Raw genomic sequence first — 20,366 nt, forward strand, 5'->3', positions numbered from 1 at the left:
CACTGATGATAATTGGTTCGAAAAAAACAGATCGATTCCTTTTTCACATCAACAACAATTGGTAAAACATGAGTATTAGTCATCAAAGGCGTCAAGGTGAGGGAACCGTTGACGGCCAAACGCTCGATTGGGCGAAAAGAAGCGATTTATATAAACTTGCTAGAGAGCATTATCCTACTGCTGTGTTAATTCCGTTTCAGGAATCTTGGGAGATCGGTATAAATGAGAATCCACAAAATGACCTGGCTTTAGGCGGTCTCTATTTTGGAAAGTGGGTCGTCAATCATAATTCTCAGGATGTTGGCGATACTGATAATAGCCGTAAGCGTTCTCAGTCCTTTCTAAAGTTTGGTGATAAGGTTGTCGTTAGAACAATGATTTTAATTCATGGTGATGACATTTTAGTTTGGAAAACTGCTATAGGTAAACACCTTGGATCGGCAACATCATTACATGTTCACAAGTTGGAGGAAGATGATCAACCGCAACATGGTGTACAGGTGTCTTTTATTGGCTATAAAGTTACTAATCAGGCTGATTTTACACCTCCAACTCCTAACGTTAATATGAACGTTGATAATGATGGTAAAGTACATTTATCTGTTTCTGACCTTACAAATTTAGGTTATACTTATGTTTGGAGTGTTACAACTGGCTCAGGTACTTTTGTGAATCCTACTAATCCTAATGTTGTTTTTGTTCCTGATGGTAATGGTAACTATGTTATACGTTTAGTTGTTACAGATGGTGATGGTAATGTGTCTTTACCAGTTGATACGGATGTAAAGGTTTTCCGTAGGGAATTATCCGTAACTAACGGCGAAACTGTCAGCGCTTATGTTGATGGTGCTGATCAAGTAGATATTGCTAATGGTCTTAATATTATCAATATTGATGATGTTAAGACGCAATACATTAAAAATAAATCTTCTACTCCAATCATTATGTTGGTTAATGAAACTGGTCAACCTGGGTCAGTTGATTATTTGTTAGAACCTAATGAAAAAGGCGTTATTACTTTTCCGGCCTCGGCACAGATAACTTTTTCTCAAATTCCTTTGTGGGAGTTGACCGTTAACGGTTTACCTGATAGGCATATGCTTTTCACTAACCCTCCATTTGAGGCGGATATTGCTGAAGGTTCCTTTGCTAATTGGACAGGCCTTACTCCTCGATCGGATTTTCATGTAATTGGTAGTGCTTTGTTATCTCCTGCTGAAACTATGAGGTTTACGGACGTTGATGGTAATATAGTTTTTACCACAGCTTTGGGAGATGGGAGTTTTGATTTTACACTTCCTTATAGGCATCGTGGTTATTTGCTTACAACTACATTAATATAATTATGGAAATTAATTCTAAATATATTGCTGCCGTGCAAAAGCACGGTGGCAATCCTACTGCTTTTTTTAACGCTTTAGATGCTATGGCAAAGCGTTTGGGTATTCCAGTTCTTTGGATAGCTAATGTTATGTGGATAGAGTGCCAATTCAACCATAAGGCTGTTAATTCTGCTTATGGTGCAACTGGTTTAATCCAATTTGTTCCATCTAGTGCGATCGGTGTAGGCACTACAACGACCGCTTTAAGGTCAATGACCAATATTCAACAATTGGTTTATGTTGAGAAGTATTTTAGAAATCAAATTCTTTCAGCTGGAAAGCCTAAAGATTGGTTTGAGACTTACTTACTTGTATTTCACCCGTTTTGGGTTGGAAAGGCCGAATCTACACCTCTTAAAGGTAATTCAACTGCTTATAAGGGTGGAGGTTATGAGGGTAATAGGTACATCGATTTAAATAAGGATGGGTTTCTCACTAAAGGTGAGTTTCGCACTTGGGCTAATAAGCAATTGCCAGGGGGTGCAATTGAAACCATAAAAAAGCCGCCGTTCCAATAGTAGGATTACTATTAGCCGGTTATTTTTTATTTAAATACAATTCTTAAAGGGGGGGGATCTTCTCCCCTTTTTTTTACGATCATATTAAAAATGTCCGATATGTCACAAAAAGAATCACGTCACACTTGTGTTGTGTGTGGACGTAAAAGGAATAAACAGCACATGGAAATAGTAAAAGATCATTGCCATACAGGGAAATCGCAATGGGCTTGTATAAATAAGTCATCAGCGCACTATAATTTATATCCTATAAATAAGACTGTTATCTGTTCGGTTAAGTATCGGACAAATTTACTGCAGTAATAATGTCCGATACTAGGGCTATTTGATTTACCTTAAAAGTCTCATTTATGATACTTTTAACCAACTCTCTAATGTATGATTGATACGATTATACTTCGTATCCATGGATACGAAAAATACAAACACATTGTAAAAGATGTTCAAAATAATTTAATGGATCATGATAATTATGTTAAAAAATTTATTCACGAAGGCCTTGAGAATACTAGTAAGACTAGTGTATTGTTTGGTGATACTGGTCGCGTTCTCGATGTTCAGTTGCGCGCTAATATTAACGTTCCCTCCTCTCACTATTCTATACTCATTACACCGAATCCGTCAAGAGATTTTATCGAGATAAATTTTAGTATTCCCAAGTTTGAGCATTCCACAAATGTTTTACAATTTGTTGATCAGAACAATTTGACACCATCTCATTGCTTTGATAAGATGACTGCAACTTTAGATCGTTTTTTTAATTATTACTTTGCTTATCCTCCTGATTGGTTGGATGTAGAGGTAAACCGTATAGATTTATGTTATAATCAATTTTTCTTATCTAAAGCTGATGCTTTGCGTTACCTGGACGAACAGCGAACCTTGAATGTTCAACATGCAAGAACAGATACTAATCGTTTTCAGTCCTATGGAACAACTACTGTTCAATATCTTACGGATAATTACATGTTTAAGATTTATCACAAGGGAACTGAGTTTAGGAAAAACGATATGAATAAGCTTCTTAAGAACAATCCTAAGGATATCGATGTTCATGATTTAGCTGAAAAAGCTGATCGAATATTAAGATATGAGATAACCTGCCGTAAAGGCTTGTTAAATTATATTTTTAAACAAAAGGTAAAGGATGATGAAAACACGGTATTTAACCATCATTTTGGATTGATCTCCAAACTCAAAAATAAGCGTTCTAATACTTTTGTTGGTGCAACCAAGAATCCTGTATATGTTAATTCGACACAAAAAGCGGAATTGTTTATTCATAAAACAATTGAAAATAAGTCTTTTAGTTTTCACTTAAACAGCCCTTGGGAAAACCTTTATTCTAAGCCTATTGATCTGTTGGAGTGCTTTAATCTTTGTTTTAACAGAGAACTTTTTGTTGAGTTGCATGCTTTCTTTTGGAAACGTGTTCAGCGCTATCAGTTGGGTGTTAAAATGGGAATTAAAGAGATACACGATAAGATTATGCAACAGCATGAGGATAACAAGGTTAAAAAGAAGTTTTTTGAAGTTAAAGAAAAGGACAGTCGTATAGGTCAAATGTTGCTTTTGGCTACACTAAGCCAATACACAGATATAAGCGATTTAAAGGGCATTATACCTAAAGCTACCTATTACCGTTACGAAAAGAAGTTAAAAGAACTTGGGATACCTAGACACAGCCCTGATATTGCTGTAGTTCCACCTCCGTTGGATTTTGATATGTATTTCTTTTATTTTGGTAAGTATCATCAAACTTTTAATTAGGAAATTTAAACCTTAAATGCTTTTTTTAAAATCGGGCGAAGCCGATAAGCCATTTTTGTGTGGGGGCTTTTTTGCTCATTGATGGGGGAGGGTTCAAATATTTGACACTCAAATTTTTAGCCCCTACCCCTATGTTTCAGGAATTTTATTATTTTCACAGAAAAAATACACATTATGAAAAAGATCTTTTTTACTCTCTCGCTTATATTAGCGGTCTTTATTTTAAAAGCACAGGATTTTAACCACGTCCTTGTTAGCGTTCAGCAGGTTAATAATAAGCCTGCTGTTATCTATGTTAATTATGGTGATTCTTTTTATCTTACTTTTAGAGATGGGAAACGCCAAATTGATTATAAATTGAATTATTTAGGTTCTCATCACAATATGGGTATAACTTCAATGGCTTATACGGCGATACTTCCATCTAATGTTGAAGTAAAGGGTTTGAAAATATTCATTGAGCAAGAGACCGGAACAAATAATAAGGTTGGAGACCCTCAACTAATATTTGAAACTGATGGAGAACGGCAAAAGCCACTTATATTAAAAGCATTATGACTCTTTAAACCTGCCCCAGAGCAGGTTTTTTTTTGGGCAAATATTTAATTGTCATTTATTTGTCATGAAAAATAAAACAATTTGGAAAAGTCTCATTATTGAGTACTTTTGATCATTCTTCGTCTCGTCCTAGAGACATTTGCCAGTTATCTTACTATTAATTATAAGACATATTATAATTAACGTTTTCCTTTGTTTATAGGGTTATTTGTATATTTAATTGTTGTTTATTCTAAAATAATGCTTTCTGCTATGAAAAACTTCATGCTAAAGGAGAACTCCTTAAGAAATTGGAATTATTTTAAATTCGTGTGTGTTTTTATAATTTCACTTTTTTCCGTTGAAACAAAAGCTCAAAAATCAGAACCCATTAAATCTTACCAGGGTGAAATGGTTACGATGCATTCTGATGTTTTAAATGAAGACCGAAAGATATTAATATACACACCAAATGATCCTGAATCTCCGGAGAAAAGATATCCTGTAATTTACGTTTTGGATGCTGATAATCATTTCAGTCAAATGGTAGAATATTCAAAATATCTCAGCCGGCAAGATGTGAATGTTATTCCGCCATTAATTGTTGTGGGGATCACAAATACAGACCGAAACCGCGATCTCACGCCATCTAACAGCACTTTGGATTATTTTGGAAAATCAGATACCAGCGCCAAATCTCCATACAAAAATAGCGGAGGAAACGAACGTTTTTTTCAGTTCATTCAGCAGGAGCTCCTGCCCTATGTTAATTCTAATTATAAAACCCAACCTTATCGCATTCTTGCAGGACACTCGTTTGGAGCGCTTACAACCACTAATTGTCTGATTAATCATCCGGACATGTTTAATGCCTATATTGCAGCAAGTCCATCTTTTTGGTGGGATCAGAAATTTTTATTGAAACTCGCCGATAAAAAGCTAAAAACAGGCTCAACTTTATCGAAAACATTCTTTTTTAGTGATGGAAATGAAGGGCCTCAACCTAAATCCCCTTTTCATGCCGATGTTTTAAAGTTTGATTCGCTGCTTAAAAAGCGCAATATGAAAGGTTTAGATTTTGAATACAGAAGCTATCCGCTAGAGAGCCACATGACAGTTACCGTTAAATCGTATTATGATGGACTTAGGTTTATTTATCGCCAATGGGTACTTCCGCCAGTAAGCGACGAAAAGATGAATTCAGAGGTTATAATGAACCACTATAAAAAATTATCGCAAAGCTTTGGCTATCCGATCTTGCCCGACGAATCATTTTTCAACGGATGGGCGCAGTGGCTGATCAAGAATCCGGCAACCTTAAACAATGCTATTAAGATACTGGAAATGAATACAGTTAATTATCCATCTTCTTCAAAAGCATTCATGGCACTAGGTGCAGGATATTTGATGAAGGGAGAAAAACAAAATGCCATTGCTGCGTACAAAAAGGCCAGTCAATTGAATCCCACTTCAAGTGAAATTAAATTACGCTTGAACGAGTTACAGAAATAAGATATCCCATGTACGACCATTATAGCTTTGAAGATGCAGCGGCTTATCAAATTGAGCTTGCCAGGCAACTAAGATTTAAGCCACTTACTAAAATTGAAACCATTGCCGGTGCAGATATTTCTTTTAATAAAAACAGCACAACCATGTACGCTGGAATTGTAATTTTAACTTATCCAGAAATGGTTTTAAAATCATTCGCATTAGAAACTTACGAAACCAGTTTTCCATATAAAGCAGGGTTCTTAGGCTTTAAAGAAGTTCCGGCATTATTAAAAGTTTGGGAATTGATTGTCGACAAACCCGATGTTGTGGTACTTGATGGTAATGGAATTTTACATCCACGCCGCATGGGTGTGGCTTCGCATTTTGGAATATTAGCCAATCAAAGCACAATTGGCTGTGCTAAAAGTCTTTTGCATGGAAAAAATCATCAGCCAGAAAATACCAGATACAGCACCGCAGAAATTAAAAATAACTCTGGTGAAATGCTTGGCTTCGCGCTGAGAACAAAAATCAACTGCGAATCTGTTTACGTTTCGGCCGGACATTTAATTACGCAAGACCAAAGTCTGGAGATAATTAAAAAATCTATTGGAAATTACCGTATTCCTGAGCCTACACGTCTAGCCCACAATATTGTAAACGATTTCAGGACGGGTAAACTAAAAGCCGGCTTTCACAAAGTATCGGCGCCGTTAACTTTGTTTTAACTCCTCAAAAATTACCGTCATTTCGAGCGAAGTGCTCAAGGAAACTAAATCTGTCTCAATATAGATCTCTCCATGGCACTGCGTTCCAGTCGAGATGACGAAAATTACTAAATCCAGTTAATTCCTTTTTTAAGCTGCTGTACGGTTTTATACTCGTCAGAATCAATTTCTGGCTGTACATTATAACCCCAGTTTGCCTGTGGCGGTAAACTCATTAAAATAGACTCGATACGGCCATTGGTTTCCAGGCCAAATTTTGTTCCGGAATCGTAAACTAAATTAAACTCTACATAACGGCTACGGCGCTGGTATTGCCATTGTTTGTGCGCTTCGGTAAAGGCTTTATCGCGGTTACGGTCGATCAATTCAGTATAAATTGGCAAAAATGTTTCGCCAATATTAATGGAGAAATCTAAAATTTGTTCCCATGATAAATTGGTGTTTTCAGGCTTTAACCGATCGTAAAAAATACCGCCAATACCACGGGTTTCTTCACGGTGTTTAATAAAGAAATAATCATCGGCATGTGTTTTGAATTTTGGATAAAATTCAGCGCTGAAATCATCACAAGCCTGTTTTAGCTTATGGTGAAAAAAACGGGCATCGTTTTCGAATACATAATGCGGCGTTAAATCAATACCACCGCCAAACCAACGTGTTTCTTCGTTTAGTTCAAAGTAGCGGATATTCATATGGATAATCGGAACCAAAGGATGATTTGGGTGAATCACAATTGAAACGCCGGTGGCAAAAAAATCATCTTCACTTACATTAAAGGCTTTTTTTACCGCTTCTGGCAATTTACCGTGCACCGCAGAGAAATTTACACCACCTTTTTCGATAATTGCACCATTTTGCATAATCCGGGTACGTCCGCCTCCCCCACCGTTTCGTTCCCAAAGCTCCTCTTCAAATTTTCCTTTGCCATCGGCAATTTCCAATCCCCTGCAAATTTCATCCTGTATTTGCTTATACCGTGCTGCTACTTCTTCTTTAAACATGATGACATTTTCTATTTCCATACAAATTTAAAGCTATTCAGGTAGCTATATTGATTTATGTTTAGATAGTACATTTTATTGACATTGGTTTTAGTCCTGAGTCTGAAGTCAAGAGTTTGTTAATCTTCCAGATAATCCAAATCTTTGTTAAAACTTTCTTTTAACTGGCTCAAACCAAACATGGCAATCAGGGTTAAGATTCCCATTACTAAATAACCGGCTGTAATTAATCCGTATTTATGGGTTAAAAATTCGAATAAGAATGTAATCGGGATTAATGCGCCTCGAACAAAATTAGGTGCGGTTGTCGTTACGGTAGCCCTGATGTTGGTGCCAAATTGTTCTGAGGCTATGGTAACAAAGGTAGCCCAGTAACCTACAGAGAAGCCCATAAACAAACAGATCCAAATAAAATTGCTACTGGTTAAACCGAAACTGGTTAAATAAACCACCACACTCGCCACAGAAAGCAAGTGAAAAATAAAAACTGTTTTTTTTCTCGATTTTAATACCTGAGAGAGTAAACCGGTAACTACATCGCCTATGGCAATTCCAAAATAAGTAAACATAATTCCGGTACCTGCTTTTAGGGGTTCGGTTGCGCCTAAAGCCTTCCCAAATTCGGGTGCTAAGGTAACCAGGATCCCCACCACAAACCATAATGGAATACCGATTAAAATGCAATAGAGGTATTTCGAAAAACGTTTCCAGTTGTTAAACAGCATAAAAATATTTCCTTTTGATACTTCGGTTTGGTTAGCCGCATGTTTAAACATGCCCGATTCGAATGTGCCTACACGCAATAAAAGCAGAACCAAGCCCATACCACCACCAACAAAGTAAGAGGTTTGCCAGGTAAATTCGGCTGCTACTGTTGCGGCAACCGCTGCACCCAATAAGCCTACAGCACCAACAATCATGGTTCCATAACCTCGCTTTTCTTTATCCATGGTTTCTGCAACCAAAGTAATCCCTGCACCAAGCTCTCCCGCTAAACCTATACCGGCAATAAACCTGATGATGGCATAACTGTTAACCGAGGTAACAAAACCATTGGCAATATTGGCCAGTGAATATAAAAGGATCGAACCAAAAAGAACTTTTATCCTTCCAAGTTTATCGCCGAGTACGCCCCATAAAATTCCACCTAAAAGTAAACCGAACATTTGAGAATTGATGATCAGGAAACCATCAGACTGCATGTCGGCCTGCGAAACACCGATTTCAGTTAAACTTTGAACACGAACAACAGAGAATAGAACAAGATCGTAAATGTCGACGAAATAGCCCAGGGCAGCTACAATGACTAAGAAAATTACATTACGGTTGTGTGCTTTTGCTTGAAGATCCATTTAATTATTTGGTTTAAACGCTGAAAGTACGCAATAACACAAAATATTTAAAATAGATTTTAAAATAAAAGCCACTCTAAAACAAGAGTGGCTTTTACTTTCCTACATTGGAGGATTTTTTTTCGTCGTATCAGGTGGCATTTTAGTAGTGTCAGGCACTTTTTTCGATGTCGTATCTGGTGCCGTTTTAGTCGTATCCAGTACTTTTGTAGAATCCGTCGCAGTACTGTCTGAAGAACCAGCCATATTTTTGGACGAATTGCATGCTGAAGTGGCTATCATAAGAGAACCCGCAAAAGCAAGACTTAAGATTATTTTTTTCATAGTTATTATTGTTATCTATCAACCTAACAACCTAATAATCATTTGGTTTTATTTTTTTTTACATTATAGTTGTTGTTTTGTGTGTATGGTGCTGATTATTAAATGGTTGTAAATGAGAAATAAAACGCTTATCCGTGGTGAATTTTTAATTTATTGAGTAAATCCGGCGATACATTTTCGGCATATACGCCATAACCATCTACCAATACACCTTTTAAATTTCCAATATTTGATGAAATGGCGTAAACAACCGAGCTATCGGCCAGATCGGTCATGCCTTCAAAACATTATATTTCTTCAATTTCAAATTCTTCAGGCATTAGAAACAGATCGGCTGATTTACTAGCTAAACCATCGGCAGTTAAATTGAAATCTAAATGATAGCCCCGGCTATCTAAATCACTTAAAGCGGCGGTAATGGTATCATAAACATGCATAGTTCTAAATTACGGAAATATTACTAAAACAAGCGCTGCAAAACTTTAAAAGGTGATAAAACTTTCTGATATTAGTGAGTATGATTATTTCTCAAAATACCCTTAAATGGGTGATGCGTTTTTATCCACCCCTGTTTTTTCAACGCATTTGGGTTCAGAGATTTGAAAATGAATTTAAAAGCTGTACGGTTAAGCTGAGCAAGAGTTTTCTGAATAAAAATTATAACGGCTCTATTTTTGGTGGTACTATTTATGCAGCAACCGATCCATTTTATGCCTTGTTGTTTGATCAGTTGATGCAGCGCCGCGGCTTTAAAGTGAGGGTGTGGTTAAAGAGTGCCTCGATACAATATTTAAAACCCGGTCGTTCTACATTATATTTTACCATAACCGTTACTGATGAGATGTTGAGCGAAGCAGAACATGCATTAAAAACCGTTGGCAAGTTTGTAAAAGCCTACCCGATGGAAATTACCAATAAACATGGCGAACTGTGTGCAACAGTAATGAATGAAGTATATATCCGAAACCTGCATCAGGGCGAAACGCCTAGAGTTGCTTATTAATTTTTAGATTATGCCGAGTATTAAGAGTTTAATTTTGCAGGGTGAGGGCGTAATGCTCGATTTTAAGAAAACCATTACCAGTACCGAGAAAATTGCCAAGAGCCTGGTTGCTTTTGCCAATAACAAAGGCGGTAAGCTATTAATTGGTGTGGCCGATGATGGATCTATCAAAGGCGTAAAATCGGAAGAAGAAGAAAAATATATGATTTTAACTTCGGCCCATCAGTGCTGCAAACCTGCCATTGAACCTTATTTTGAGGAAATTTACGTAGATGATAAATTGGTTTTGGTCGTTAATATTCCTGAAAGCGATACTAAGCCGCATTATGCGCTTGATGATCAAAAAAAATGGTGGGCTTATATCCGCATTGATGATAAAAGCGTTTTAGCGAGCCGGATTATTCTTGAAGTACTTAAACAGGAATATAAAAATGATGGCGTGCTGATTTCTTACTCTGAGAACGAGAAAAAACTGCTCGAATACCTGGAGCAACATGAAAAGATTACCTTGAAAGAGTTTAGCAAACTGTTGCGAAGCTCATATCGCAAGGCACAGAAAGTACTGGTGAATTTAATTCTAACCAATGTTATCAAATCGCACACTTCTGAAAAAGAAGAGTACTTTACGGCGGTGAAATAAAACACTGTCCTGTCTCATTCGTCATCCTGAACTTGTTTCAGGATCTATTTTACCTATGTAGCTTCTACTTCATTACAGGTCAGCATGACGGTTACCTTTGTAAAACCGAACATTAACTTTTCTACATCATTATTTTTTGAGGTTTAAAAATCCGACCTTTGTAAACCTATGTTTTCTAAAATTTATACCAAATATAAACCCTATTACAAAGAAAATCTTCATTTGGCATTGCCAATTGTTGGTTCCCAGGTTGGTCATACTTTGGTACACATGGCCGATAGTATTATTGTGGGCCATTTTACTGATACCATTCAATTGGCTGCTGTTTCGTTAGTGAACAGCATATTTATGCTTATTCTGGTTATTGGATTGGGTATCTCTTACGGTTTAACACCACTTATTGCACAAGAAAACGGTCGCCAGCATTATGATGAATGCGGAAAGCTCTTATCAAACAGTTTGATTATTAATATCTGTGTCGGCATATTTTTATATGTACTGGTTCAGTTGGGGATATTTTTTGTGATCGATCACCTGGAGCAAACGCCCGAGGTAGTACGTTACGCAAAACCTTATTTAAACCTGTTATCGGTGTCGATCATCCCCTTACTGATTTTCCAGACGTTTAAACAGTTTGCTGAAGGTTTAGGATTTACCAAACAGGCCATGTTTGTTTCCATTTGGGGTAATGCCATTAATATTATTTTAGGAATCATTTTCGTGAAAGGAATGTTCGGCATTAAATCGATGGGTGTTAGTGGTGTGGGTTTAAGTACATTAATCGACAGGATTTTAATGGCAACAGTGATGTGTTTTTATGTATTGCGATCTCAGCACTTTAAAAAATACCTGATCAGTTTTAAGGCAACTTTTTTTGATAAAATAAGGGCCATTAAGATTGCTAAAATTGGAATGCCGGTAGCGATGCAATATTCTTTCGAAATCAGTGCTTTTAGCGGTGCAGCCGTACTGATTGGTACCATTGGCGCGGTAGAACAAGCTGCGCATCAAATTGCGATTAGTTTGGCCGCCATGACCTATATGATTGCGAGTGGTGTAGCTTCGGCAGCTACCATTAAAACAGGAAATAACTTTGGCAAGAATAATTTCGACGATTTACGTAAATCTGCCATAGCCAGCTATCATGTAATTTTGTTGTTTATGTCTGTTACCGCAGTGATTTTTGTGTTGGCCAATAACGTGATGCCCTTTATTTATACGGAAGATGCTGCTGTTATTCCCATTGCCGCCCAATTGTTGATCATCGCTGGCTTTTTTCAGCTCTTTGATGGTACTCAGGTAGTGGGTTTAGGTGTGCTGCGTGGTATTGGTGACGTAAATATTCCGACATTTATTACCTTTCTGGCCTATTGGGTAGTGGGTATTCCCATTGGTTATGTGTTGGGTTTTCACTTCGGCTTGGGGGTTAACGGAATCTGGTATGGATTAACCTTAGGATTGTTAACAGCCTCTATCCTATTGTTTTTAAGGTTTCAGAATAAAACGAGGGCGCTGAAGGTTGATCTTTAAGTTGATTAATACTAATGACAAAGGATTTTTAAGAGACGATAATCCTCGGGGGATCGTCATTCTCAACTGGATTGGGAATCTTAGATTGCTCATCGAAGATAATCGTAATGCCATGAGCTTTAAGATTCCCGCCTGCGGGGAAAGACGACCGTTCTTTGCAATTTGTGAACAGGTGGCCTGTTGAAAGACCAATACTTACCTTTTCTCTATTGTATTCGCAATCGGAGATTGCTTATTTACCTCCAACATTAACCACAACACCAATGGTAAAGATAGAATTGCCTGCAGACATGTATTTGCGGCTCTTTAAGCCGATATTACTGCTTGTGGTATATTGGAGTTGAAAAGTTTTACTGAGTGCCATACGTGTAAAGAATACAGGCTCAAAGAAAATGTTGTCTTCTTTAGGCTGAACAACACCGTTTAAAAAGAACCTGTCCATCTTAATATGGCTAATCCTTAATGCCGTACCATAGTTAATTGGGAAATCGGTTCCGAATAAACGCAGGTTGTTTTTCTTTTTCGAACTGTAATTCACCTGTAAGAATGTTTTCCGGTAATCCACCTCCTGCAATTCGGAGCTGACAAGGATATCGTTTTTATAATCGCGGAAAGTGATATCACTCCAGCCTTTTCCTACGCCTGCATAAACTTCAATAATCCGGTTGTTGTCCGGACCAAAGGTATCAAAATACCCTCCGCCAATTTCAATAAGCTTGTGTCCGAAATCTTTACTTTTTCTTTCGCTATTCATTCTCGATCCGCTAAAAAGTACACCAATATGATCAGAAACGGCATAAGCGCCATTAACACTGGCATTGCCTTTTAAAGAAATGTGCGCGCCACCACTAAATTCACCCTGCTTACTTAACATGGGCGTATTTGGAACGTTTGGCATATAAACAGAAGAACAACTGGCTGCGAAAAGCGCTAAAAATGGGAGTGTAAAACGTAAGTATTTAATCATAGATGCTATATAAACAGATTTTAAGGTCAAAAATTGTGCTAGCGTTCCATTTTCATGAAATCCATCACTCTTTTAAACTCATCGTGTAAGTCCGCTTTTAAGTGGATTCTTTCTTTTGTGATGGGATGGGAAAATTCCAGTTCAGAAGCGTGAAGCAGCATGGTGGTCATATTCCATTGTTCTTTAAAGAATTTGTTCTGTTTGTTACAGCCATGTGTCCTATCGCCAATAATGGGATGTAAAATATGGCTAAAGTGCCTTCTTAACTGATGCATCCTCCCGGTTTTAGGTGTAGCCTCTACCAATGAATAACGTGAGGTTGGATGTTTACCAAAAGCTACGGCTACTTCTGCCCTTTGAAGGGTTCTAAACGAAGTGAAAGCATCCTGCATCGTTCCGTTTTCTTTAGCTAAGGGATAATCAATATCCATAGTGTCAGGTGTGAAACCACGAAGAATGGCCAGGTATTTTTTGTTGGTTTCGGTATTCATAAATTGCTGATGCATAGCAATTTCTGATGTTTTATCAAAAGCGAATAGTAAGATTCCGCTTGTCTTCCGATCCAGCCTGTGTACCGGGTTCACGTGCTTGCCAACCTGGTCTCTTAGTAATTGAAGTGCGAACTCAGTTGCATCTCTTGCAATTGAAGATTGATGAACCAATAACCCATGGGGTTTGTTAATTGCAATTAGGTTTTCGTCCTGATAAATAATCTCCAACATATTGCCGCGAAGATAAGGATATTATGTTTTTGTGCGTGGGCTTATTCAAATAAATCAAAAGCGAGGCGGAAGGTGTTGCAGTGTGCCTCTACAATATCTCTGATATCGGTGGAATAGCCGCCACCCATACTCACTTGCACCGGTAGGTTTTTATCTTTACAGGCCTGCAGTACTATGCTGTCGCGTTCTTTACACGCTGACTTGCTTAACGCCAGTTTGCCCAGCTTATCAGTAGAAAGCACATCTACTCCTGATAGATAAAATACAAAATCAGGCTTAGCCCTTTCGAATGCCCTTTTTAAATTCAGGTTTAGGGCTGACAGGTATTCTTCATCCTGAACGCCGTCATCTAAAGGAACATCCAGACTTGAAATTTCTTTTCTGAATGGAAAATTTTTATCACCATGCATCGAAAAAGTAAACACCCTGGGCTCCTGTTGAAAGATTTCTGCCGTTCCGTTGCCCTGGTGTACATCTAAATCGATAATTAAGATTCGTTTAGCTAAGTTTTTATTTAACAGGTAATTAGCGGAAACAGCCTGATCGTTTAATAAACAGAAACCTTCGCCCCAATTGCTACCCGCATGGTGTGTGCCTCCCGCAACATTAAAGGCAATTCCGTTACTTATTGCAAAATGGGCAGCATCAATTGTGCCTTGGGTAATCCTCAACTCCCGTTCTAAAAGTTGCGCGTTTAAGGGAAAACCTATCCGTCTTTGGTCTTTCGCTGAAAGTGTCAAATCCCTAAGCTGTTCCCAATATGTTTTTTCGTGCGTTAAGAGAATAATATCTTCTGAAACCGGCCCCGGACTAAACAAGTTCTGCTGCGCTATCGTTCCTTCATGCAGAAGCTGTTCAGGTATCAACTCATATTTAAGCATTGGAAAACGGTGCCCCTCAGGTAAAGGGTGTGCGTACAGGGGGTGCCAGGCAATTTTAATCATTAGCCTAATATCTCCTCCACATGTTTTTCGATGTTTGTGCAAATCTGATCTACCGGAAGGTCATTTGCATCTTCCCCAAATGGGTTCTCTATTTCTTCAGCTATTAGCTCCAAACTCGCTAATACATAGAGTATAAAGGGAACAATCGGAATTACAAAATAGCCCAGACTGAACACCCATCCGAATGGTAAAGTAATCACATAGATGAAGATAAACTTCTTAATAAAAGCACTGTACGAATATGGAATCGGTGTATTTTTGATGCGCTCGCAAGCACCGCAGATATCGGTGAATTGATTAAAATCACCTGAAAGTACAATGAATTGTTCCTGCGAGATCGCGCCCTTTTCGAGTAATTCGTATAGCCTGTTAATTAAGCTTCCTGCGATCTGATTTGGAATGTGTTTACCTTCTTCAACCTCTATCAAAACACTGTTTTTTCCAAAATACATTCTTTCGCGTAAATGTTCTTTTAAGGCAAAAGCATATTTTGGAATGCCATACTCGAAAAAGCGAAGGTCTTCTTCTGTCAATTTAAGTGCTTTGATCTTCATCGCCAGGTTGCGGCTCACATTGGTTAACGAGCCCAGTAACTTTCTGCCTTCCCACCACCTGTCGTATGCAGTGTTGGTTCTGAAAACCAATAACATTGATAATACAAAGCCCAACAGACTATGCATCATGCCGATGTTGGTGACGTAGCTGCTTTTAGAAAGTTGAAAAAAATTGAGCTCTGCAAATGCAACCAGACCAGAAAATACAGCTACGCCAAGCATTAAAGGCCAAAGCTTTCTGAAAGTGTCGCTTTTGTGGATATGAAAAATGAAGGTACTCCAGTCTTTAGGGTTGTAATTGATCATTTTCTTGATTTTTTATCTGATGAGCCTTTGTTCTTTGTTATCGTAAAACTTCTTTACTTACTTTTAAAAGTGCCTGACCGGCTAAATAAACATCTTCGAAAGAATTGTAAAGCGGGACGGCGCTTAAGCGGATTACATCAGGTTCGCGCCAATCACCAAGTACGTGGTTAGCCATTAAACCGTCGAAAATTTGTTTGCCATTACGTTCCGCAATGATGGATAGTTGTGCCCCTCTATCTTTAGCCACCTTAGGGGTGATGATTTTATATTGTAATACGCCTAATTCTTTATTTATTTCATTTATAATATATTCCAGATAAGCAGTTAAAGTAATACTTTTATTTCTTAATGGTTCGATAAAGCCTGCCTGTTCGAAAATCTGAAGCGATGCATGGTATAAAGCCATAGGCATTACCTGCGTACAACTTACCTGCCAGCCGTCAGCGCCAGTCTCTGGAATAAAGCCCTTTTCCATTTTAAAACGTTTGTGCTCCTGGTAGCCCCACCATCCTGCAAAGCGATTTAATCCGGTATTGTTAAAATGTTTTTCATGGACAAAAATCCCGCTTATTCCTCCCGGACCTGAGTTTTGGTATTTGTATGAGCACCAGCAGGCAAAATCTACATCCCAATCGTGAAGTTTTACCGGGACATTACCGGCAGCATGTGCCAGATCCCAGCCCACAATTGCCCCAATTTCGTGCCCTGCCTTTGTAATAGTTTCCATATCGTACCATTGGCCGGTGTAATAATTGATTCCGCCAAATAATACAAGTGCAATTTCATCTGCGTTTTCTTTGATCTGAGCTATAATATCTGCTGTGTGTAGTATTTCTTCTCCCTCTTTTGGGAAAACCTCTATAATCGCTTCTTTTGGGTCAAATCCATGAAATCTTACCTGGCTTTCTATTGCGTATTGGTCAGATGGGAACGCACCACCTTCCATAATGATTTTGAAGCGCTTGCCTTTGGGCTGATAGAAACTCACCATTAACAAATGGAGGTTTACGGTTAGGGTATTCATTGGGCACACCTCTGATGGTAGTGCGCCTACAATCGGGGCCATTAACTTTTTAAGTGCTTTATGGTAGAATATCCAGGGTTCATTTCCATCAAACCAGCCCTCTACAGCATAGTTGGCCCAGTTATTAAGCTGGTTTTTTAAAACTTCACCAGCTACTTTAGGTTGAAGTCCTAATGAATTGCCACACAGGTAAATAAGATCTTTTCCATTGTGGTTTGGGAATAAGAACTGCGACCTGAAATCACGAAGCTGATCAGTTTCGTCTTGTGTTTGTGCGAATAATAAGTTGTTTTCAAAATTCATTGCCTCAATATTACAAAAAAAGCAGGTATTGTTCCCAAACCTGCTTTTCAATTTGTGCAATGAAATTAAAATTTTATGGTATCGTGTTTACCTAAATCGGGTGTATCACCGGTTACCACTGCTTTTAATATGCTGAATAGTACGACTATTTTAGAGGCTGAAGCATCCCAGTATTCAGCTTCTTCTGGCGTAACTTTAATCAGGATTAATCTTGGGTCTTCTATTCCATCCGGAAACCATGCCTTAATGAATGGAGAAAAATAAGCTTCTTTACGCACTTTGTCATCTACCAGTTCGGCTTTGCCTTTTACAGTAAGATAGGTGTTTTTAGAAGGGTCACTATAGGCTAACAGGACATTGTTCTCTTTAGAAATTTCTTTTGATTTAGGTGAATATTCATTGGTGTAAAACCATAAACTCCCGTCATCTTCAATTTTTGCGGTACCCATCGGTCTGCTTCCGAATTCGTCTCCTGACGAAAATGTGGTAAACATACAGGTACGTACGCTTTCTGCCATTTCTTTAAGGATGGCTATGTTTTTCTCGTTTTTCATCTTTTCAATTGTTTATAAAGAAAAACAGGAAGTACGCGAAAAGGTTTACGTTAATTAAACCTTATTTGGTTTACTGACATATTTATTGCCTTTTACGAAGAACCGCCAGGGTAACAACGCATGTTCTTTGGCATATGCGATGCCTACGCGCGGTGTAGCGGCGATATCTTCATCTTTATATTGAATGGAGTGATCTTCAATCCAGATCTCATCTCCGGTGAGGTTTTTGGCATTAAAAGTTTTGTCTATCCCCAATGCTTTTGCTGCAGAGCCCGGACCAGCTGAAATGGCGCCTTTAGAGTGGGACATATTTCTTCTTTGTTCAATAATATCGATACCTACTAAAGGCTGGATACCCCTAATTAAAACCGCATGAGGATCGTTTTCTTTCGAACTGACAATGTTGAAGAGGTTATGCATGCCGTAACAGAGGTATACGTAAGCAATGCCTCCGCTACCGTACATGGTTTCTGTTCGATTGGTTCTGCGGCCGCCATAGGCATGCGAAGCTTTATCTTTTATGCCGAAATAAGCTTCGGTTTCGACGATGATGCCTGCAGTGATTTCATTATCAATTTTAGTGTACAGTATCTTGCCTAACAGGTCTTTAGCTAAGCTAACTACATCTTCATTCTGGTAGTATTCTTCTTTTAACTTCAATATTTTATCTTAACTATCTGTTTAATAAAATTGATATAACTTGCTCTAAATAAGTTTTATCTGTTTCATCAAATTTATTTAAAACCTCGCTGTCTACATCTAAAACTCCTATCACTTCACCTTTAACAATTAAGGGTAAAACAATTTCTGATCTGGATGCTGATGCACAAGCAATGTGGCCGGGGAATTCTTCCACGTCGGGAACAATAATGGTTTCTGCTTGTTGCCAGGATGCGCCACACACCCCTTTTCCTTTTTTTATCCGCGTACAGGCTACCGGACCTTGAAATGGACCTAACACCAATTCGTTGTCTTTCACCAGGTAAAAACCTACCCAGAACCAGTTAAATTGTTCTTTAAGTGCTGCTGCAACATTTGCAAGGTTTGCAATGAAATCTGTTTCTCCGTGAAGTAACGCATCAATTTGTGGGATGATGGATTGATATTGTTCTTCTTTTGATGTATTTCTGGTGATGGTTAAATCTTCTGCCATTTTGAGTGTTTCTATAATCAAAGTTAATTATGATTTATGAGATGTAGGCTAAAGGTGGTTTTTAATGACGAAAATTTGAATGATAACCTATTCTTAAAATCCTTAGTTTTGGCATCATTAATCGTGAGTTTATGATCGTAGCCTTAACCATTACCAGATTCCGTGGCCTTACTATACCTTTTGCCTTTATGGGCATGGCGATTTTAAGGTTGCCGTTATGGTTAAATAAAAGGTGTAGGTTTTGGAAGTTAATGGGCAGCGGAAAAAATGCTCAGGTAGATTTAGCGCCTGATTACAGGCACTGGGCAGTACTGACTACTTGGGATAACCGGAATGATTGTGATCATTTTTATCGTGATTCTTTTGTAGTGAGGTGGTTTAGTTTCTTTGGTATTGAAAGTTTTACGATCTTACTAAGCCCTTTATCTAGTCATGGTTTATGGTCAGCAGTACAGCCATTTAAATTTGAAAAAGTAAACAATAGTCATGCTGGGAAAATTGCGGTGATCACCCGGGCGGCGATTAAATTAAACAGGTTAAAAGAATTTAGACAGAATATTAAAAGGGCAGCTGAAGCCATGCGTATTGCACCGGGATTTATCTTGTCAGCAGGCATTGGCGAAAATCCATTTTTCGACCAGGCCACCTTTTCGATCTGGACGGATGCGGATAGTATGAAAAACTATGCGTACAAATCTGTTGATCATGCTGATGTGATTAAGCTCACCAGGGAGCGCGAATGGTATAAAGAAGAACTGTTTGCCCGCTTCTCAATTGTAGATAGCTGGGGTACGCTTAACGGTGTAGCTGTTGAATTGTAAATAAAAATATAAATAAATGAGAGTAGTAGCAGAACTTCCACATCCGGAATGTAAGATTACCATTTTTTCGATGAACCAGAAATACATCGTAAAGTTTGAGCAGGGTACCTTTGAGCAAAGTTATAAACTTGCAGAACTTGACCTGAGTGGAGGTGGTGTTAATGATGTGTTCGAAATTATCGATGAAGAATTTATTCAAACCGTTGTCGCGCGGTTTAAGCTCATGCGTTCTGATTTTACTACTGCATATAACAGGCATCAATATTAGTTATGTTGTTGGTGTAACTGATTGATTATTAGTGTTTTTTGTTGTGTTTCGAAATTATATTCTGAATTTAAGGGCGTTTTGGCATTAAATTGAGATGCTGAATATGACTTTTTGTTTAAGTATGTGGTTTTAACTAATTGATATATTGATTTTTAAATATCTTTACAAAATATAATTCTTAGTACTTATTTTGCCAAATAAATGGGAAGTTTGGTGGTTTTATCAGGAAAGTTAATCTTAATTACTTTGGAGATCTAGCCAAGGTTTTATGTTAAACGTCTTTACCATATAAGAGATTTAAGAAAATATAAGGCTATTGAGTTTATATGAATCTCCGACGTCTGGCTTAAAATTATCGCATGCTTATCAGCTTTCTTGAAAGATCCTGAAACATGTTCAGGATGACTAATCGAAGAGTGTTTCGCTTGTCTGCTACTGCTGCCTTGAATTGGCAAGACTGGGCTGCAAAAT

The 20,366-nt window shown here is 38.0% G+C and carries 24 protein-coding genes; 11 read left to right on the forward strand and 13 right to left on the reverse strand.

Going from position 1 to position 20,366, the window contains the following annotated elements:
• Positions 1-68: 68 nt before the first annotated feature.
• The 6 genes from AC07YT_RS00680 (at position 69) to AC07YT_RS00705 (ending at position 6,429) form a co-directional block, all read left to right on the forward strand.
• Positions 69-1,343 (forward strand): PKD domain-containing protein, encoded by a 1,275-nt coding sequence (locus tag AC07YT_RS00680; protein ID WP_086546419.1) that lies wholly within the window; start codon positions 69-71, stop codon positions 1,341-1,343.
• Positions 1,344-1,345: 2 nt separating this feature from the next.
• Positions 1,346-1,900 (forward strand): transglycosylase SLT domain-containing protein, encoded by a 555-nt coding sequence (locus AC07YT_RS00685; protein ID WP_086546417.1) that lies wholly within the window; start codon positions 1,346-1,348, stop codon positions 1,898-1,900.
• Positions 1,901-2,278: 378 nt separating this feature from the next.
• Positions 2,279-3,670 carry a phage/plasmid replication domain-containing protein gene (locus AC07YT_RS00690; RefSeq protein WP_086546415.1) on the forward strand — a complete coding sequence of 464 codons (1,392 nt, stop codon included), beginning with the start codon at positions 2,279-2,281 and terminating at the stop codon, positions 3,668-3,670.
• A 174-nt stretch (positions 3,671-3,844) separates the two neighbouring features.
• A complete protein-coding gene (locus AC07YT_RS00695; protein WP_086546413.1) occupies positions 3,845-4,228 on the forward strand; it encodes a hypothetical protein in 384 nt (127 codons plus the stop codon).
• 390 nt (positions 4,229-4,618) lie between these two features.
• Positions 4,619-5,719 carry an alpha/beta hydrolase gene (locus AC07YT_RS00700; RefSeq protein ID WP_494945119.1) on the forward strand — a complete coding sequence of 367 codons (1,101 nt, stop codon included), beginning with the start codon at positions 4,619-4,621 and terminating at the stop codon, positions 5,717-5,719.
• An 8-nt stretch (positions 5,720-5,727) separates the two neighbouring features.
• Positions 5,728-6,429: an endonuclease V gene (locus AC07YT_RS00705; RefSeq protein WP_086546409.1), complete on the forward strand. Its 702-nt coding sequence runs from the start codon at positions 5,728-5,730 to the stop codon at positions 6,427-6,429.
• Positions 6,430-6,536: 107 nt separating this feature from the next.
• On the opposite strand, the gene hemF is transcribed toward AC07YT_RS00705, so the two are convergent.
• The 5 genes from hemF to AC07YT_RS00730 form a co-directional block, all read right to left on the reverse strand.
• Positions 6,537-7,451, reverse strand: a complete 915-nt coding sequence (hemF, locus tag AC07YT_RS00710; protein ID WP_494945120.1) for an oxygen-dependent coproporphyrinogen oxidase — start codon at positions 7,449-7,451, stop codon at positions 6,537-6,539.
• Between the two features lie 98 nt (positions 7,452-7,549).
• Positions 7,550-8,782: an MFS transporter gene (locus AC07YT_RS00715; RefSeq protein WP_086546405.1), complete on the reverse strand. Its 1,233-nt coding sequence runs from the start codon at positions 8,780-8,782 to the stop codon at positions 7,550-7,552.
• A gap of 102 nt (positions 8,783-8,884) precedes the next feature.
• Positions 8,885-9,106: a coproporphyrinogen III oxidase gene (locus tag AC07YT_RS00720; RefSeq protein ID WP_086546403.1), complete on the reverse strand. Its 222-nt coding sequence runs from the start codon at positions 9,104-9,106 to the stop codon at positions 8,885-8,887.
• A gap of 128 nt (positions 9,107-9,234) precedes the next feature.
• Positions 9,235-9,381, reverse strand: a complete 147-nt coding sequence (locus AC07YT_RS00725) for a hypothetical protein (RefSeq protein WP_494945121.1) — start codon at positions 9,379-9,381, stop codon at positions 9,235-9,237.
• Positions 9,382-9,393: 12 nt separating this feature from the next.
• On the reverse strand, positions 9,394-9,543 hold the full coding sequence (locus AC07YT_RS00730; protein ID WP_494945122.1) for a hypothetical protein: 150 nt from the start codon (positions 9,541-9,543) through the stop codon (positions 9,394-9,396).
• Positions 9,544-9,623: 80 nt separating this feature from the next.
• Here AC07YT_RS00730 and AC07YT_RS00735 point away from each other — a divergent pair, with 80 nt between their 5' ends.
• The 3 genes from AC07YT_RS00735 (at position 9,624) to AC07YT_RS00745 (ending at position 12,279) form a co-directional block, all read left to right on the forward strand.
• On the forward strand, positions 9,624-10,109 hold the full coding sequence (locus tag AC07YT_RS00735) for a DUF4442 domain-containing protein (protein WP_086546401.1): 486 nt from the start codon (positions 9,624-9,626) through the stop codon (positions 10,107-10,109).
• 10 nt (positions 10,110-10,119) lie between these two features.
• On the forward strand, positions 10,120-10,749 hold the full coding sequence (locus AC07YT_RS00740; RefSeq protein WP_086546399.1) for an AlbA family DNA-binding domain-containing protein: 630 nt from the start codon (positions 10,120-10,122) through the stop codon (positions 10,747-10,749).
• A gap of 168 nt (positions 10,750-10,917) precedes the next feature.
• Positions 10,918-12,279 (forward strand): MATE family efflux transporter, encoded by a 1,362-nt coding sequence (locus AC07YT_RS00745; protein WP_086546397.1) that lies wholly within the window; start codon positions 10,918-10,920, stop codon positions 12,277-12,279.
• A gap of 232 nt (positions 12,280-12,511) precedes the next feature.
• On the opposite strand, the gene AC07YT_RS00750 is transcribed toward AC07YT_RS00745, so the two are convergent.
• The 8 genes from AC07YT_RS00750 to AC07YT_RS00785 form a co-directional block, all read right to left on the reverse strand.
• A complete protein-coding gene (locus tag AC07YT_RS00750; protein WP_086546393.1) occupies positions 12,512-13,246 on the reverse strand; it encodes a hypothetical protein in 735 nt (244 codons plus the stop codon).
• Between the two features lie 38 nt (positions 13,247-13,284).
• Positions 13,285-13,968 (reverse strand): pseudouridine synthase, encoded by a 684-nt coding sequence (locus tag AC07YT_RS00755; RefSeq protein ID WP_086546391.1) that lies wholly within the window; start codon positions 13,966-13,968, stop codon positions 13,285-13,287.
• A 41-nt stretch (positions 13,969-14,009) separates the two neighbouring features.
• A complete protein-coding gene (locus AC07YT_RS00760; protein ID WP_086546389.1) occupies positions 14,010-14,912 on the reverse strand; it encodes a histone deacetylase family protein in 903 nt (300 codons plus the stop codon).
• Entirely contained in the window at positions 14,912-15,772 is an 861-nt protein-coding gene (locus tag AC07YT_RS00765) for a bestrophin family protein (RefSeq protein WP_086546387.1), read from the reverse strand. The genes AC07YT_RS00760 and AC07YT_RS00765 overlap by 1 nt, the downstream gene beginning before the upstream one ends.
• A gap of 37 nt (positions 15,773-15,809) precedes the next feature.
• Positions 15,810-17,099 (reverse strand): kynureninase, encoded by a 1,290-nt coding sequence (kynU, locus tag AC07YT_RS00770; RefSeq protein WP_086546386.1) that lies wholly within the window; start codon positions 17,097-17,099, stop codon positions 15,810-15,812.
• A gap of 65 nt (positions 17,100-17,164) precedes the next feature.
• Positions 17,165-17,653 (reverse strand): pyridoxamine 5'-phosphate oxidase family protein, encoded by a 489-nt coding sequence (locus AC07YT_RS00775; protein ID WP_086546385.1) that lies wholly within the window; start codon positions 17,651-17,653, stop codon positions 17,165-17,167.
• A gap of 54 nt (positions 17,654-17,707) precedes the next feature.
• Complete coding sequence (locus tag AC07YT_RS00780) at positions 17,708-18,313, reverse strand: DNA-3-methyladenine glycosylase (protein ID WP_086546384.1); 606 nt, start codon at positions 18,311-18,313, stop codon at positions 17,708-17,710.
• 13 nt (positions 18,314-18,326) lie between these two features.
• A complete protein-coding gene (locus AC07YT_RS00785) occupies positions 18,327-18,806 on the reverse strand; it encodes a GAF domain-containing protein (RefSeq protein ID WP_086546383.1) in 480 nt (159 codons plus the stop codon).
• Positions 18,807-18,937: 131 nt separating this feature from the next.
• On the opposite strand from AC07YT_RS00785, the gene AC07YT_RS00790 reads away from it, so the two are divergent.
• Both AC07YT_RS00790 and AC07YT_RS00795 read left to right on the forward strand, forming a co-directional pair.
• A complete protein-coding gene (locus tag AC07YT_RS00790) occupies positions 18,938-19,627 on the forward strand; it encodes a DUF3291 domain-containing protein (RefSeq protein WP_086546382.1) in 690 nt (229 codons plus the stop codon).
• Positions 19,628-19,643: 16 nt separating this feature from the next.
• Complete coding sequence (locus AC07YT_RS00795; RefSeq protein WP_086546380.1) at positions 19,644-19,895, forward strand: hypothetical protein; 252 nt, start codon at positions 19,644-19,646, stop codon at positions 19,893-19,895.
• Positions 19,896-20,366 lie beyond the last annotated feature (471 nt).

It is taken from the genome of Pedobacter sp. GW460-11-11-14-TSB4 (assembly GCF_059423705.1).

Coding starts and splice junctions, on each gene's coding strand:
- AC07YT_RS00680 (WP_086546419.1), top strand. CDS start 69: ATGAGTATTAGTCATCAAAGGCGTCAAGGTGAGGGAACCGTTGACGGC.
- AC07YT_RS00685 (WP_086546417.1), top strand. CDS start 1,346: ATGGAAATTAATTCTAAATATATTGCTGCCGTGCAAAAGCACGGTGGC.
- AC07YT_RS00690 (WP_086546415.1), top strand. CDS start 2,279: ATGATTGATACGATTATACTTCGTATCCATGGATACGAAAAATACAAA.
- AC07YT_RS00695 (WP_086546413.1), top strand. CDS start 3,845: ATGAAAAAGATCTTTTTTACTCTCTCGCTTATATTAGCGGTCTTTATT.
- AC07YT_RS00700 (WP_494945119.1), top strand. CDS start 4,619: ATGGTTACGATGCATTCTGATGTTTTAAATGAAGACCGAAAGATATTA.
- AC07YT_RS00705 (WP_086546409.1), top strand. CDS start 5,728: ATGTACGACCATTATAGCTTTGAAGATGCAGCGGCTTATCAAATTGAG.
- hemF (WP_494945120.1), bottom strand. CDS start 7,451: ATGGAAATAGAAAATGTCATCATGTTTAAAGAAGAAGTAGCAGCACGG.
- AC07YT_RS00715 (WP_086546405.1), bottom strand. CDS start 8,782: ATGGATCTTCAAGCAAAAGCACACAACCGTAATGTAATTTTCTTAGTC.
- AC07YT_RS00720 (WP_086546403.1), bottom strand. CDS start 9,106: ATGAAAAAAATAATCTTAAGTCTTGCTTTTGCGGGTTCTCTTATGATA.
- AC07YT_RS00725 (WP_494945121.1), bottom strand. CDS start 9,381: ATGACCGATCTGGCCGATAGCTCGGTTGTTTACGCCATTTCATCAAAT.
- AC07YT_RS00730 (WP_494945122.1), bottom strand. CDS start 9,543: ATGCATGTTTATGATACCATTACCGCCGCTTTAAGTGATTTAGATAGC.
- AC07YT_RS00735 (WP_086546401.1), top strand. CDS start 9,624: ATGATTATTTCTCAAAATACCCTTAAATGGGTGATGCGTTTTTATCCA.
- AC07YT_RS00740 (WP_086546399.1), top strand. CDS start 10,120: ATGCCGAGTATTAAGAGTTTAATTTTGCAGGGTGAGGGCGTAATGCTC.
- AC07YT_RS00745 (WP_086546397.1), top strand. CDS start 10,918: ATGTTTTCTAAAATTTATACCAAATATAAACCCTATTACAAAGAAAAT.
- AC07YT_RS00750 (WP_086546393.1), bottom strand. CDS start 13,246: ATGATTAAATACTTACGTTTTACACTCCCATTTTTAGCGCTTTTCGCA.
- AC07YT_RS00755 (WP_086546391.1), bottom strand. CDS start 13,968: ATGTTGGAGATTATTTATCAGGACGAAAACCTAATTGCAATTAACAAA.
- AC07YT_RS00760 (WP_086546389.1), bottom strand. CDS start 14,912: ATGATTAAAATTGCCTGGCACCCCCTGTACGCACACCCTTTACCTGAG.
- AC07YT_RS00765 (WP_086546387.1), bottom strand. CDS start 15,772: ATGATCAATTACAACCCTAAAGACTGGAGTACCTTCATTTTTCATATC.
- kynU (WP_086546386.1), bottom strand. CDS start 17,099: ATGAATTTTGAAAACAACTTATTATTCGCACAAACACAAGACGAAACT.
- AC07YT_RS00775 (WP_086546385.1), bottom strand. CDS start 17,653: ATGAAAAACGAGAAAAACATAGCCATCCTTAAAGAAATGGCAGAAAGC.
- AC07YT_RS00785 (WP_086546383.1), bottom strand. CDS start 18,806: ATGGCAGAAGATTTAACCATCACCAGAAATACATCAAAAGAAGAACAA.
- AC07YT_RS00790 (WP_086546382.1), top strand. CDS start 18,938: ATGATCGTAGCCTTAACCATTACCAGATTCCGTGGCCTTACTATACCT.
- AC07YT_RS00795 (WP_086546380.1), top strand. CDS start 19,644: ATGAGAGTAGTAGCAGAACTTCCACATCCGGAATGTAAGATTACCATT.